Origin of the sequence: Methylobacter sp., from assembly GCF_036845245.1 — a bacterium.
Classification (GTDB): Bacteria; Pseudomonadota; Gammaproteobacteria; order Methylococcales; family Methylomonadaceae; genus Methylobacter_A.
This window is the reverse complement of sequence record NZ_DAIUEH010000005.1, coordinates 132463-146619: the sequence shown is the minus strand read 5'-3', so window position 1 is coordinate 146619 and position 14157 is coordinate 132463. Positions and strand designations below refer to the sequence as shown.

The window sequence follows — 14157 nt, the reverse complement described above, 5'->3', positions numbered from 1 at the left end:
TTTAGAGTCATTTTCCAGTATTTTTGTATTTGCCGGGTAATCACGAAACACAAAATTATATAAGAAAATCACATATTTGACCCATTACCAATTTTTCTTCGTCGGTCAAATTGACTTTATAGTTGATGGCTGGCATGACTGAACCTCGCTACGCCAAAGCCAATATTCATACCATAAATTAAATCCTTATTCTATCTATTCGGACCAGCGTGACTGAGTACTAGGTATTTGTACCAATTATGCTGTTGTTGAAGTTAGGATAGTTTAATCTTGAAAAAATATACAAAGAGTTAGTTAGAAAATGGGTTTATATGCCTACTCACTAAAATCGCGAGTGTCATTGTTTGCCGCCCCTGAACGAAGTGCAAAAAATTCTTTGAGAAGGATATTAATATGAAAACGTACACCCTATTATTCATATTCGCTTTTATAGCATTGAACAACTCCTTCGCGCTTGCCGTTGAAGAACAACAGAAGACAATGACCGAAAAGGAGATGCAAGAACGCCTGAAGCAGATGGAAAAGGAAATGACCGAAATACGCCAGACAAAGAACCCCGAAGAGCGCACGCGCCTAATGCATGAACACATGGGGCACATGCGCGGCATGATGATGGATGACATGGGTTGCGGCGGAGGAGACCATATGATGGGACATGAGCCAAAACAATAGCGTACCGCAGGTTGGGATTTGCTTCGTTCGACCCAACTTGCTTTACTGTTGCAAAAAAGGCAGAGAGGGTAGGCGCATGCTTTTCGTGTCCACCCGAATTTGGCTGCTGCTATCTCAGATGGATGCACGAAACACCGTAATTTCCGGAAAGGGTTGGCAAAACAGCGTTGCCACCTTACCGGATATATAAAACCGGATATTTTTATTTGTGCTAACAGGATCTAAGAATAATTATATTTAGCCTTTAGCAGCCTCAATCCGTTTGCAACAACCAATAAAGAAGCCCCCATATCGGCCGCAATGGCTTCCCATAACGTTGCAAGCCCTGCAAAAGCTAATAAGGCAAAAGCGGCTTTGATCGTGAGTGCAAAAATAATATTTTGCCGGATAATCGCCAGTGTTCTTTTGGAATGACTGATTAGCCAAGGGAGCTTGGACAGGTCGTCGCCCATTAAGGCAATATCCGCGATTTCTATCGCCGCATCCGAACCCAACACGCCCATGGCAATGCCCAGATTGGCCCGGCCCAGTGCCGGAGCATCATTAATACCATCACCGATCATCGCAACCTGTCCGTATTTTTCGATCATTTGACTAACGATCTCAACTTTATCGGTTGGCAGTAATTCCGCATGTACTTCATCAATACCGATTTGAGCCGCGATGTTATTAGCCGTGACCCGATTATCACCGGTCAACATAACCAGGTGTTTGATTCCCTTTTCTCTGAGCGATTGTAATATCGCTTTAATTTGAGTACGAGGCTGATCAGCGACGGCAATCAAGCCGCAAATGTGTCGATCGTTGCCAATCGCGATAACGGTTTGGCCGGTTTGTTCAAGTGCAATCGCTTTTTCACTGATTTCCGGAACTTCCTGACTACGCTCTAACAAATAGCGACGCGATCCCAGCCAGAAATCAGCCCCATTAAATAGCCCTGTGACACCTTTACCAGGTAGAACGGTCACGTTGTCAGCACTGGCAATACTGATACCCCTGTTTTCCGTGTAGCGTAAAATGGCTTTGGCCAGTGGATGATTGCTACGTGCTTCCAGTGCCGCAGCGCGACTTAACAGTTCTTCTTCGCTATGACCGTTAAAAGGGTAAACACCGGTAACTATCGGCTCACCGCAGGTCAGCGTTCCGGTTTTATCAAAGGCAATCGCATTAATATGTGCAGGTGCTTCAATATAAATACCACCTTTGATCAAAATACCTTGCCTGGCTGCGCTAGCCAATGCCGCGACAATACTGACCGGCGTTGAAATGACCAACGCACAAGGGCAGGCAATCACCAGTAACACCAAAGCACGGTAAAACCACTCGTTCCAGATGCCCTCTAAAAACAACGGCGGAATGATGAACACGGCCAGCGCCAGGATCATCACCGCCGGGGTATAAATGCGGGCAAACTTTTCCACCCATTGCTCGGCTTCCGCTCGCTGGCTATGGGCTTCTCCCACCAGACGAATGATATGCGCCAGCGTGGTATCCGAGGCGAGTTTGGAGGATTTGATTTCCAGTGTTCCTTCACCATTGATACTGCCGGCAAACACCTCATCGTCAACTTGCTTGGCAACAGGCATGCTTTCACCGGTAATCGGTGCTTGATTGACCGAGCTGAAGCCTCCAATCACATCGCCATCCAAGGGAATTTTATTGCCCGGCGCTACTATGAAATGGGTGCCGGTACCGACTTCTGCGGCGGGTACAATACGTTCCTGTCCGCGGTCATCCTTGATCGTAACCGTTGAAGGCGCTAAATCCAGTAGAGCTTCTACCGCATGACGAGCACGGCCAATGCTCCAGCTTTCAATCGTCAAGGACAGTGAAAATAAAAAACTCACGGTGGCAGCTTCAAACCATTCATCAATGAACATGGCACCGATGACGGCAACCATCATCAACAAATTCATATCGGCACGCAATCGTTTCAGCGCATAAAAAGCTTTAACCATCACATGCCGAGCACCGAAAATCACCGCCAGGCCAAACGCGATTTTTTCAGGTAAAGGCATCGCTTGCTGAGTATGTGCGTTAGCTAAGCTAGTGAGATAGTCAGTGATAACCGCCCAGTGTAACGACCAATTTTCAGGGTGGCTGAGAAAAGTTTGCGCATCACTAAAGCCACCGGCCATAGCGATATGAATCAACATGCCGACCATGATCAACAAACCGCTGACCATGGTATAAACAGTCTTCGAACGGTGTAGTTGTTTTACATCAGCTTGTGCCTGACCCGCTTGCCAGCGAGTCGCCTTCATGCCGGTTAAGGCAATCGCTTTAATGATGGTCTTTTCCGTCACCGGATCAGCTTCAGGCAACAGTGTCATTCGTCCGTTTAAAATATCAAAAACCAGCTTGTCGCTGCCGCCCGCTAATGGGCCTATAGCGCTTTTTAAAATGGCGACTTCTTCAGCGCAGTCCAGGCCTTCGATCTTGAAAGTCATGCCACTCGTAGGCATGGATACGCTTGGCTGACTGGTATCCGGTTTGTCTCCTGCACAAGCGCAGGATTTTTCTGATTGATTGCATGATTTCATCTATTTCTCTCCTCATTAAACCCAATCTTCATATTTCCCGTATTATGGAACCGGCTTGTTCGTCTTTGCGATGCGCGAGCCAGTATAGAATCGGTAACACCAACAAAGTCAGCATCGTTGACGACAGGATGCCGCCGATAACCACGGTTGCCAGTGGCCGCTGCACTTCAGCCCCTGTTCCGGTAGCAATCGCCATCGGCACGAAACCGAATGATGCGACTAATGCAGTCATCAGAACCGGCCGCAGTCGTGTCAAAGCGCCCTCATAAATCGCTTTATCCAGTGACTTGCCTTCGTCGCGTAGGCTACGGATAAAGGCAATCATGACCAGCCCGTTCAGCACCGCCACACCGGAGAGCGCGATGAAACCAACCGCCGCTGAGATCGACATCGGAATATCGCGCAACCATAACGCGATCAAACCGCCCGTCAGCGCAAAAGGGATACCGCTAAAGACCAGCAGACCGTCCTTGGCGTTACCAAACATCATGAATAATAGTGTAAAGACCAGCATCAAGGCCACCGGAACCACAAGCTGCAATCGCTGCGTAGCCGATTGCAATTGCTCGAACTGTCCGCCCCAAGTCGTCCAGTATCCGGACGGAGTCTTGACTTGCTGCTCAAGCTTTTGCTCGGCCTCGGCGACGAACGATCCGATGTCGCGACCACGCACGTTAGCACTTACAACAACCCGGCGTTTTCCATTTTCCCGACTGATTTGGTTAGGTCCTGGAGCTATTTCAAGACTGGCCACTTCAGCCAGCGGTATGTAGGTCGTTCGACCATCGCCGTTTTGCGTTCGTGGCAATGAGATTGGTAAACGTTTGAGGGCTTCCAGATCGCTACGCAGGTTCTCAGGTAAACGAACGATAATGTCGAATCGACGATCACCCTGGAACAAGGTTCCGGCTTCTGTTCCACCGATTGCGGTAGCTACAGCATCCTGAACATCGCCGACGTTCAAGCCATAACGCGCTGTTTTCTCTCGGTCAATGTTGACCGTGAGCATCGGCAGCCCTGTTGTTTGTTCGACTTTAACCTCTGATGCGCCGGGAATTTTTTCCATAACCGCTGATATTTTAGTGCCTGTGTCATTCAGAACATCCATATCATCGCCAAATACCTTGACTGCCACGTCGCTACGTACACCTGAAATCAATTCATTGAAACGTAGCTGGATAGGCTGGGAGAATTCGTAAATATTGCCTGGGAGTTTGTTGGCCGCTGTTTGCACCTCAGCCAACAATTCATCCCGCGTTTTATTCGGTTCAGGCCACTGATCGCTAGGCTTTAGCATGATATAACCATCCGAAATGTTGGGTGGCATGGGGTCTGAGGCGATCTCGGCGGTGCCGGTTCGCGCAAATATCCGGTCAATTTCCGGGAACTGCTGTTTTAGAGAACCTTCAATCTGCTGTTGCATAGCGACAGATTGCGACAAACTGGTGCCGGGGATGCGCATCGCCTGAATTGCAAAGTCCCCTTCATTCAGACTCGGCACAAACTCGCTGCCCATCCGCGTCGTCAAGAGACCCGATAGGATCACCGCGACGACAGCAAACGTCAATACCACGGGCTTATTAATCATCACCTGATCCAGCGCTACCGCATAAATACGTTTAGCCGTCTGCATCAGGCTATTTTCTTTTTCGGCAACTCTATCTCCAATAAAGAGAGCCACCGCCGCAGGGATAAAGGTGACCGACAGAATCATGGCGCCCACTAAAGCAATCACAACCGTGAAAGCCATTGGATGGAACATTTTGCCTTCCACACCGGTCAAGGCGAAGATCGGCAAATACACCACCATGATGATGATCTGACCGAACAAGAGCGGCCGTCGCGCTTCTTTGGCGGCAATAAAGACCTCATGATAACGCTCATTGCGGGTCAGAGTTCGGCCTTGCTGCTCCTGAGCATGGGAGAGCCGCCGCACACAATTTTCCACAATCACCACGGCGCCATCAATAATGACGCCGAAGTCGAGCGCCCCCAGACTCATCAGATTCGCGCTAACCTGGTACGTCACCATGCCCGTGAAGGTGAACAGCATTGACAGAGGAATCACCATCGCCGTGATGATGGCCGCGCGGATGTTGCCGAGGAACAGAAACAGAATCACAATGACCAGGACCGCACCTTCGGTTAGGTTCTTCTTGACCGTATTGATGGCTTTATCGACCAGCACGGTTCGGTCGTAGACAGTAATTGCCTCAACACCTTCAGGCAGCGTGCGGTTGATCTCCGCCATTTTTTTGTCAACGGCCTGCGAAACGCTCCGGCTATTTTGGCCGATTAGCATGAAGACCGTACCCAGCACCACTTCACGGCCATTTTCGGTGGCAGCGCCGGTGCGCAGTTCTCGACCAATCTCGACCTCGCCCACATCGCGGATACGGATCGGCACACCCTGCACACTGCCGAGAATGACATTTCGAATATCGTCTATCGAGTGAACCTGTCCTGGCGCACGAATCAAATACTGCTCGCCACGCTTCTCGATGTAGCCGGCACCGATATTGTTGTTGTTGCGATCCAGCGCCGTCACGAGGTCCTGTAAGGTCAAACCGTAGGATGCGAGTTTTTCCGGAATCGGTGCAACCTGATATTGCTTGGCAAATCCGCCGATGGAATTAATCTCGGTGACGCCGATTACATTGCGCAGTTGCGGTTTAATGATCCAGTCCTGAATCTCGCGTAAATCCGTTGCCGTGTAGGGCGAGCCGTCGGGCTTCTTGGCGCCGTCCTTGGCTTCGACGGTCCACAGATAGATTTCCCCCAGACCGGTCGAGATGGGTCCCATCACCGGGGTTACGCCGGAAGGCAGTTTATCTTTGGCTTCCTGGATGCGCTGATTAACCAGTTGCCGTGCAAAGTAAACATCAGTGCCGTCCTGGAAGATCACCGTCACTTGCGATAAGCCATAGCGCGACAGTGAGCGGGTTTGCTCCAGATGGGGCAAACCTGCCATGACGGTCTCGATCGGATAGGTGACACGCTGCTCGGTCTCCAGCGGCGAATAGCCCGGCACCGACGTATTGATCTGCATCTGGACGTTAGTGATGTCCGGAACGGCATCGATCGGCAGTACCTTGTAATTAAAGATACCAAGTACGGCCATGCCGAGCACGGCCAGAAGAACCAGCCAGCGTTGCTCGATAGCTAAATGGATGAGTCGTTCAAACATGTTGAAATTCCTTAGTATCAATGCTCATGTGAAGCTCCGGCTTTGCCTTGCTCGGATTTGATGACGAAGCTGCCATTGACAGCGTATTCAGTTCCCGGTTTGAGCCCTGCCACGATCTCAGTAACTCTGCCATCGGATAGTCCGGTCGTGACCGGTTGGGCGATAAAGCCACCCGGCACGCGAATAAAAATCGTCGGCTCATCGTTGATAGTCTGGAGGGCATCGGACGATACGGCGACCGGCACCTTCATTTCGTTGGCAACGATCTCGACAGTGATGAATAATCCAGGACGCCAGGCCATCTGAGGATTCGCCAATGTCACGCGGGCTTTGGCGGTGCGCGTCTGTTCGCCGAGAAGTGAGCCTACATAGGACACTGTTCCAGAGGCTACGGAGTCGAGCGCCGTAGCTTTGATCGAGACTTTTTTGCCGACCTGGACGACATTGAGGTCTTTTGCCGAAACGATGATCTCGGCCCATACGGACGACATATCGGAAATAGTGAAGATGCTCGCATCTTCCTTGACCGCCTCTCCCAGGGCGATATGCTTTTCGACCAACCTGCCGTCGAACGGTGCGCGAATTTCGTAGCGGTTGAGTGTACCTGAGTCGGCCGATACCTTTGGACTTGCGCCAAGCGCCAACAGCTTCTGTTGGGCATTATGTACGGCAATTTCAGCCTCGCTCATCACCTGTCTGGCTTGCAGGTAGTCCTGCTCTGCCGAGATCTTCGCTTCCCATAAGTGTTTTTCCCGCGCAAAAGTGGAACGGGCTAATTCCAGACGCTTTTGCGCCGAAAGCAACTCACTACGTTGTTCCGCCAATCCAGGACTTGCAATCACAACTAAGACTTGATCTTTTTTAACTTGCTCTCCAAGGTTGGCGGATATAGCCTCGACCACACCGGCAAGTCGGGGGACGACGTGTGAGGTTTTGTCTTCATTGAAGCGAATTTCACCGGGAAGCGACACTACACTACTAATGGATGCAGCACCCGCCGTCTGGATTGTTACGCCAGTTTCCGTAATCTGTTGATCACTTAACTTAATTTTCCCCTCTTCCTTGAGCAAAGAAAATTGATAGGACTGGTCATCATACTGAGCGCTCAAGGTCGCTTCGAATACATGCGGTTCTTCAATGGGCTGAATACTTTGTAAAAAATCTTTTTCCGGCACAAAATTGACTATCTCTTTCTCGCCATCCGGACGCGTTACAATCGCGGAAATCTTGACGGCACTTGGCGGGAGAGGTTTTTCGTTTTTGAGCGAATAGGCACGGAAATGCGCTTCACCACCGTCTTCTACCAGCGAAATTTCCAGCGCAAAGTCGCCTTTAATGAATAGCTCGCCACCATGCGGGCCTTTAGTCCGATCGGTGGCTTCTTCATGAGTCTCTTCTACTTCATTATTGACGATAGGTGCCTCTAGACGGAGGATAAAAAAAGCCAGCACGATGCCAACCGCAATCAAGCCAAAAATAGCCAAACCCTGTTTTTTTTTCATTGAACTGTCTCCTGTTTACGATAGGGCGGCGTTTCATCCAAACTGCCGCCGATTAAGCGTTCTAACTCAACTGCCGACTTGTGGTAATCGGAAAGCGCCAGTAAATACTGGTTTTTTGCGCCAAATAAGGTGCGCTGCGCATCCAGGACATCCAGAAACCCGAACTTACCGAGGCGGTAACCTTCGCGGGCCGCATCGTAGGCGCTTTGAGCGCCAGGTAAAATATCCTGCCGAAGCGCAGCAACTTCGGCATGGGCCGTGCTCAGCTTCTGATAAATCGTATTTAATAGGGTTGTGATTCTTACTTCTGAGCTACGATGATCTTCCTCCGCTCGGGTCAACCGGTGCTCCGCTTCACTGATACCGCCTTGGTTGCGATCAAATACCGGCAGCGGCATGGAGAACCCGACAACTAGCGCGTAATCATTGGGCATGAGGTACTTGCTTGCGCCTACAGTCGCGGTCACGTCCGGGACGGCTTTTGATTTTTCCACACTGATCAGCGCTTCACGTTGGGTAATTTCGGTAACCCAGCGGGCTAAATCCGGATTTTTATCAAGTCGTCGGAGCAATGACTCCAGTGAAGGTAGCGATATAACGGTATCTAAATCTCCCTTGACAGTCTCAAACCGAGGTTCTGTGTTGCCCCAGGTTGCAGCTAAACGCTTTCGTGCGGCTTCCAACTCTTTCTCGGCACGCAACAGCTCGAATTGAATTGAGGCAAAGACAACTTTGGCTTTGGTTTCTTCGACAGGAGAAACCTTGCCCGCTTGTACCCGTGCAGAGGTCGTTACCATCATCTGATTTGCTAATTCTTGAATTTGTTTCGTGAGAGTCAGATGCTGTTGAGCTGTCAGAACCTCAATGAAAGCCTGGGAGACTTGTGTTAGAACATCGACGCGCTTGGTTTCATAATCCCAATCCGCCAATTCTTTGGTTAGGGCGGCAGCCTCCATTCGGGCCGCACGCTTACCGCCCAATTCAATTAATTGACTGAGTTCTAAAGTCACCACATCGCCGTCAAATCCCTTGATGACTCGATTGCCAAAGTTTGCGGCATTAGCGCCGAATGTTGGATTCGGAAAAAAACTCGCTTGCAGGGCAGCGGCTTCCTGAGCGCGGGTTTCCCAGGAAAAAGAGGCCAAGTCTGGATTCTGGGTCAATGCCAAAGCCAGCGCTTGAGCTAAAAGCAAGGTTCCAGTCGGTTCCTCGGATGGGCTTGAAGTACGGTCTGCCCGGCTCTGGTCTTCCAGGTGGACGCGCGGTATTTTCCGGTCTATCGGATCAGCGCCGACCGGACCGGTGGTAAGTATTACACTGAGAGCGATGCCGAGTGGCAGCGCATAATTTGAGCACATGGATAGTCTCTCCGTAGCATGAATAAACGAACGCAGCAGACAAGCAGGCGCTAAACCTGCATCATCGACGACGGGTTACGGCTATGAAGAGATAGTTAAATCAGAAGAACGGTACTGCGTAAGCCAAGCAGGCGGGAATCGGTGAACAGCGGATCGGAAAAAAAAGGCCGCCGTGCAATGACCCTGGCGTAGGGGATAAGGAGAAAAACGAGGAAAACCAAGGGCAAAAGTCCAAGATCGACCGATGCTTTGGATAAATCTGTCAGAGGAATATGAGCGCCATGGTCATCTCCGACCACGGGAATGTCTTCGCAAGGTGAATCCATGTCCGTGAAATAGGCATCGGTCTCGGTCTTGGTTGGATAGACTTTATCCGTATCGGCACCATGATTATGACCGGCATGCTCCACGGCCACATGACCGTCCGTCCCGAAACACAGCACAAAGGCTGAAGCATCGCTATGGCCTAAGCCGAAATGGCCTAGAACCGCGAGCATCAGCACAAAAGAGAGCCAGGTTTTGGAGCGACGTAGCACATTATTCATTGTAACGAGTGTATCCCATCGCTAAAAAGCATTCAAGCCTTGAACTATTTGTCGATCACTTGCGCCATCTGTTTTTACTCAACTGAATAAGATTGCTTGGGGAAAACGATCTCGCTCCAAGCGCCGCAAAATGTTCGTCGTGATAACCGGCAAATACTTACCAGTTAGTCGTCATAACTCAAGTATTATGAGAGTAATCTTTTGGGGGGCGGATATACTTGGTTGACTGTCCGCTGTTGAGGCGGAACCGGATACTCGTTGCGCGGGATGCCAATGTCGCTTATATGTAAACAGCTTCCAACCTTTTTCGCTTTTTGATGTTTGAATGAAATCTTCTAACCGATTACGGTATCAAAACCAAATCAACTTAGCCGCCATTACAAACAACAGCAGCGAAAAATAACGTTTTAATTCTTCCGCGGGCAGTTTATGGGCCAGCTTGGCGCCTATCGGGGCGGTATATATGCTGGTCAGGACAATGCCCAGAAACGAGGGCATATAGATATAGCCTAAACTCCACTCAGGCAAGTGTAACGCATTCTTGCCTAATAGGGCATAGCCAACCGTTCCGACCAAGGCTAGAGGTAAGCCGCAGGCGCTGGCTATGGCTACCGCATTCCGCATAGGTGTTTGGAAATGTACTAAAAAAGGTACAGTGAGTGTGCCTCCGCCTATTCCCAATAATGACGAGAACAGCCCCATGATACCGGCCACACCCACATCCAAGGCTTTGGAAGGTTGCTTTTGTCCGGGTTTTGGCTTTAATTGCAAAGCCATTTGTATACCGACGGATAGCAAATAGATGATGAAGATAAAGCGTAATACGTCACCGGCTATATGGTCCGCGATTACCGCCCCGACAGCAGCGCCGGCCATAATGCCCGGTCCCAGGGCCAGCACTTTATCCCATAGCACGGAATTCAAACGATGATGCGCCAACAGTGAAGAGATCGAGGTAAAGATAATGGTCGCCAGGGACGTTGCTACCGATATGATCATAACCAGTTCCGGGGGAAATCCTTGCCCTGCAAACAATATCGCTAAAACCGGCACAATAACCAAGCCGCCGCCTATCCCGAACAGGCCGGCCATTAATCCTGAAACAGCGCCTAATAAAAGGCTGGTTAAAAAAATTGCTATCATTAGGGTTCCTCTAATTATGTATTAGTTGACTCGTCGGCCAGACCGGCCATTATGCCTTTTTTGGCATGCGTCTGTGCTATTCTAGGTGCATTATTAAACGGCTTGAGTAACTGAGTGGAAATATATCTTGTTGGCGGTGCGGTGCGCGATAAATTACTCGGACTCCCTGTTAAAGAACAGGACTGGGTAGTGATCGGCGAGACTCCTGAATCCATGGTGAAACAGGGCTTCCGGCCGGTGGGCAAGGATTTTCCGGTGTTTTTGCATCCGCAAAGCCGTGAAGAATATGCGTTGGCCAGAACCGAACGAAAAACCGCGCCCGGCTATAAAGGCTTTACGGTACACGCAGCGCCCGATGTTAGTCTGGAGCAGGATTTGATTCGCCGCGACCTGACAATTAATGCGATGGCAATGACGCCGCAAGGACAGCTTGTTGATCCTTACGGTGGGCAAAGTGACCTTGAACAACGTATTTTCCGGCATATCTCACCGGCCTTTGCAGAAGATCCGGTGCGAATCTTGCGCGTCGCCCGTTTTGCCGCCCGTTATAAGCATCTCGGTTTCTCGCTGGCTGAGGAAACCCGGATTCTGATGCAGGCTATGGTCACGGCAGGTGAGGTGGATCATCTGGTGCCCGAGCGAGTATGGGCTGAATTGTTTAAGGCGCTTAACGAAAAATCGCCGAGTGCTTTTTTTTATACCTTAAAAGATTGCATGGCCTTGGAGAAAATTTTTCCGGAAATAAATTGCTTATTCGGTGTGCCGCAGCCGGAAAAACATCACCCGGAAATCGATACCGGCATTCATGTCATGCTCTGTCTGGAGCAGGCTGCGCTTTTGTCGCCGAGTCCCGAAGTCCGGTTTGCGGCGTTAGTTCACGATCTGGGCAAGGGCGTATCGCCTAAAGAACATTGGCCGAGCCATCACGGTCATGAAGCTAAAGGGCTGTCTATCTTGGAGCAAATGTGCATCCGCTTACGCGTACCCAACTCGTTTAAAGTGTTGGCCTTGCAGGTCATGCAATACCATACTCATTGCCACCGGGCTTTTGAATTACGCGCATCAACATTAACGGATATGCTGGCTGCTTTAGGCGCTTTTAAGCCGGTCAATAAATTGTCTGAATTTATACTGGCTTGCGAGGCCGATGCCAAAGGCAGAACCGGGTTTGAAAATTCGCCCTATCCTCAAGCCGATCTATTGATAGGTGCAGCCAGGGCGGCGGCATCGGTTGACACATCGGCTATTTTGAACGGCGAACTTAAAGGCGCGCAAATCGGCGAGGCGATTCGACGCTTGCGAATCAAGGCCGTCAGCGAATTCATAAAATCCGAATAAAGCCTCCGGCACCGGCTGAATGGTGTTGAATAATGCCGCAAAGATCATTATAGTTAAATTCTTTTTGTTATTCTGTAATCATAAACCATGCCTTCTTTCGACATCATTTCCGAATTCGATAAACACGAAATTAAAAACGCCGTTGACCAAGCCAATAAAGAAGTGACCACGCGCTTTGATTTTAAGGGCACCGACTCAAGCTTTGAATTGACTGACGATAAATTGATTATGACGTCTGGATCGACGTTCCAATTGCAGCAAATGTTCAGCGTTGTTTGTTCGAAACTCAGCCGGCGCGGTGTGGATATTGCTTGTATGGAAGTCGGCGATCCCAAGCCCGGCGGCAAATCGGTGCGTCAGGAAATTACCATGAAGCAGGGGCTGGATAAGGAAGTGGCCAAAAAAATCGTTAAATTGATTAAGGACAAGAAACTGAAAGTCCAGGCCGCCATTCAGGGCGACCAAGTCAGGGTGACCGGCAAAAACCGGGATGATCTACAGGATGTGATTAAGATGCTGAGAGAAGAAAAACTGGAAATGCCGTTGCAGTTTGAGAATTTCAGGGACTAAAGCAACGCTCAATAAAGCCAAGGATAGAGTCACTAATAACGTCGTCCCACCACGTCAAGCCGATCATGCTTTAGTCCTGAGCGCGGCCGAAGGCTCAGTACGAACGGCTTGATGACAAAAAACAGTGATTTCGGAAAGATATTTTTAATCAAGTCCTAAGGCTTAAAACAGGCGTCACATACAGGTCATACGCTTGATGAAGTCCTGCAGGCTTTGGCCTCCAACGTCTATAAATGCAGCGCTTTCCTGTTGAATACTTTGAATTCGGTCCAGCCGGAAATTACGGAAATCGTCGCGCAATTCGCACCAACCGACCAAAGTCCAGACGTTTCCCCAAAAATACAGGCCCAGTGGCCGGATGCGGCGTAGGCTTTGTTCGCCGTCGGCTCGGCAATAGCTCATCTTTAACAAATGTTTGCCATCGATGGCTTTGCGGCAAATATCCAGGTTAATATCGAGATCCTGACGCTGACTGAAGCGCAACGAAAACAGTTTGCTGTCATCGATCTTATTCCGAAGTTCGACAGGAATGACCGCGGTAATTTTGTCCAGTGCCGATTGTGCCGAATAACCCAGCTCGGTTCCCGCCCAAGTCTTGGCCATCCGCGCACCGATGACCAATGATTCGATTTCGTCCGGGGTAAACATGATCGGGGGAATGTCGATGGTATGCCGCAACCGATAGCCGACACCGGCTTCGCCTTCAACCGGAACGCCGGACAAGCTGATATCCTGAATATCCCGATAAATGGTGCGCTCGGACACCTCCAGACGCTCGGCAAGCATTTTGGCGGTAACCAAGCGCTTGTTACGCAGGATTTGTACGATTTGAAATAGCCGATCGGCGCGTCGCATGGTTTTCGATAGGCGGCCAAGCCCTGGCCGCCTAAAAACCAATAATGATCAGGACGCTGAATACAAGCCGACGCGGTTGCCTTCGCTGTCTAAAAACAGCGCGAAGTAGCCGCAGTCGCCGTCATGAATCGGCGTTTTGGGCATGAGCACACTGCCGCCATGTTGAACGGCCCTGTCCAATGGAACGCTTAAATCCTCGCCGCCGTTGAAATAAATCACAGCGCCGGTTTGGCTGGGCTGGTAATGTTCGCCCTGCATCAGCATACCACTGACAGCGCCTTCCTCAGCGCTGAAAATCGCCAATTGATGCCCGCCCATTTCTTCATTTTTAAAAGTGGTTTGCAGAACATTTTGGTAAAAATCTTTAGCGCGCTGCAGATCAGTGACCGGAATTTCAAACCAGGTTGCTACATTATTCATTTTTATCTCCGTTGTTTTAAGTGT

General features: G+C 50.0%; 11 protein-coding genes. 3 read left to right on the top strand and 8 right to left on the bottom strand.

Annotation, left to right across the window (positions count from 1 at the left end; translation table 11 throughout):
• Window positions 1–393 precede the first annotated feature (393 nt).
• A complete protein-coding gene (locus V7051_RS04230) occupies window positions 394–672 on the top strand; it encodes a hypothetical protein (protein WP_333873657.1) in 279 nt (92 codons plus the stop codon).
• 221 nt (window positions 673–893) lie between these two features.
• On the opposite strand, the gene V7051_RS04225 is transcribed toward V7051_RS04230, so the two are convergent.
• The 6 genes from V7051_RS04225 to V7051_RS04200 all read right to left on the bottom strand — a co-directional run bounded on the left by V7051_RS04225 (window position 894) and on the right by V7051_RS04200 (window position 10950).
• Window positions 894–3215 (bottom strand): heavy metal translocating P-type ATPase, encoded by a 2322-nt coding sequence (locus tag V7051_RS04225; protein WP_333873658.1) that lies wholly within the window; start codon window positions 3213–3215, stop codon window positions 894–896.
• A 28-nt stretch (window positions 3216–3243) separates the two neighbouring features.
• A complete protein-coding gene (locus V7051_RS04220) occupies window positions 3244–6402 on the bottom strand; it encodes a CusA/CzcA family heavy metal efflux RND transporter (RefSeq protein ID WP_333873659.1) in 3159 nt (1052 codons plus the stop codon).
• A 17-nt stretch (window positions 6403–6419) separates the two neighbouring features.
• The gene (locus V7051_RS04215; protein WP_333873660.1) at window positions 6420–7904 is read right to left on the bottom strand and encodes an efflux RND transporter periplasmic adaptor subunit; all 1485 of its coding nucleotides are present in this window, start codon (window positions 7902–7904) and stop codon (window positions 6420–6422) included.
• Window positions 7901–9262 (bottom strand): TolC family protein, encoded by a 1362-nt coding sequence (locus V7051_RS04210; RefSeq protein ID WP_333873661.1) that lies wholly within the window; start codon window positions 9260–9262, stop codon window positions 7901–7903. Before V7051_RS04210 ends, V7051_RS04215 begins: the two co-directional genes overlap by 4 nt.
• Before the next feature lie 95 nt (window positions 9263–9357).
• Window positions 9358–9807, bottom strand: coding sequence for a hypothetical protein (locus V7051_RS04205; RefSeq protein WP_333873662.1), 450 nt, complete (start codon window positions 9805–9807; stop codon window positions 9358–9360).
• 351 nt (window positions 9808–10158) lie between these two features.
• Window positions 10159–10950: a sulfite exporter TauE/SafE family protein gene (locus V7051_RS04200; RefSeq protein WP_333873663.1), complete on the bottom strand. Its 792-nt coding sequence runs from the start codon at window positions 10948–10950 to the stop codon at window positions 10159–10161.
• A 114-nt stretch (window positions 10951–11064) separates the two neighbouring features.
• Here V7051_RS04200 and V7051_RS04195 point away from each other — a divergent pair, with 114 nt between their 5' ends.
• Complete coding sequence (locus V7051_RS04195) at window positions 11065–12288, top strand: multifunctional CCA addition/repair protein (RefSeq protein ID WP_333873664.1); 1224 nt, start codon at window positions 11065–11067, stop codon at window positions 12286–12288.
• Between the two features lie 87 nt (window positions 12289–12375).
• On the top strand, window positions 12376–12858 hold the full coding sequence (locus tag V7051_RS04190) for a YajQ family cyclic di-GMP-binding protein (RefSeq protein ID WP_333873665.1): 483 nt from the start codon (window positions 12376–12378) through the stop codon (window positions 12856–12858).
• Between the two features lie 174 nt (window positions 12859–13032).
• On the opposite strand, the gene V7051_RS04185 is transcribed toward V7051_RS04190, so the two are convergent.
• Complete coding sequence (locus V7051_RS04185; protein WP_333873666.1) at window positions 13033–13713, bottom strand: helix-turn-helix transcriptional regulator; 681 nt, start codon at window positions 13711–13713, stop codon at window positions 13033–13035.
• A 48-nt stretch (window positions 13714–13761) separates the two neighbouring features.
• Entirely contained in the window at window positions 13762–14133 is a 372-nt protein-coding gene (locus tag V7051_RS04180) for a VOC family protein (protein ID WP_333873667.1), read from the bottom strand.
• Window positions 14134–14157 lie beyond the last annotated feature (24 nt).